The sequence below is a fragment of the Mycobacterium sp. NPDC003323 genome, assembly GCF_053589535.1.
Window position 1 is genome coordinate 1 of record NZ_JBSFSB010000038.1, and the last position, 1,055, is coordinate 1,055.

Annotated in this window: 2 protein-coding genes; both read left to right on the forward strand. The window is 67.7% G+C overall.

All coding sequences use genetic code 11. The features are described 5' to 3' along the window. Positions 1-196 (forward strand): ArsR/SmtB family transcription factor (locus ACWDUN_RS30005; RefSeq protein ID WP_449934574.1); only part of this gene is annotated, 196 nt, incomplete at its 5' end. After that, positions 193-1,055 (forward strand): ACR3 family arsenite efflux transporter (gene arsB / locus ACWDUN_RS30010; RefSeq protein WP_449934576.1); only part of this gene is annotated, 863 nt, incomplete at its 3' end. The genes ACWDUN_RS30005 and arsB, both read left to right, overlap by 4 nt.

Below are 1,055 nucleotides of genomic sequence, written 5' to 3' on the forward strand. Positions count from 1 at the left end.
CGGTGGCCAGGCGTGCGTCTGCGACGTCGCCGACGGCGTCGCGGTATCGCAGCCGACGGTGTCACATCACCTCAAGGTGCTGCGCGACGCCGGCCTGCTGACCTCACAGCGGCGGGCATCCTGGGTCTACTACGCCGTGGTCCCCGAATCGCTGGCCAGCCTGGCGATCCTGCTCGGTGCCGGCGTCACGGCATGACACACACCGACACCACCGCGGTCGCGGCCAAGCTGTCCACCCTGGACCGGTTCCTGCCGGTGTGGATCGGCATCGCGATGGCCACCGGACTACTGCTGGGCCGCTGGGTGCCCGGCATGAACACCGCCCTGCAGAGCGTCCAGATCGACGGCATCTCGCTGCCCATCGCCGCAGGCCTGCTCATCATGATGTACCCGGTGCTGGCCAAAGTCCGCTACGACCGCCTCGACACCGTCACCGGCGACCGCAAGCTGCTGGCCGGCTCACTGCTGCTCAACTGGGTCTTAGGGCCGGCACTGATGTTCGCACTGGCCTGGCTGATGCTGCCCGACCTACCCGAGTACCGCACCGGGCTGATCATCGTCGGGCTGGCCCGCTGCATCGCCATGGTCATCATCTGGAACGACCTGGCCTGCGGCGACCGCGAAGCCGCCGCGGTCCTCGTCGCCCTGAACTCGATCTTCCAGGTCGTCATGTTCGCCGTCCTGGGCTGGTTCTACCTGTCGGTACTGCCCGGATGGCTCGGCCTGGCCCAGACCACCATCGACACCTCACCCTGGCAGATCGCCAAATCGGTACTCATCTTCCTGGGCATTCCCCTGGCCGCCGGGTATCTCACCCGCCGCCTCGGCGAACGCGCCAAGGGCCGCCTCTGGTATGAGACCACGTTCCTGCCCCGCATCGGGCCCTGGGCGCTCTACGGGCTGCTGTTCACCATCGTGATCCTCTTTGCCCTGCAAGGCGATCAGATCACCAGCCACCCGCTGGACGTCGTGCGCATCGCGCTGCCCCTGCTGGCCTACTTCGCCATCATGTGGGGCGGCGGATACCTGCTCGGCGCCGCGATCGGCCTGGGCTA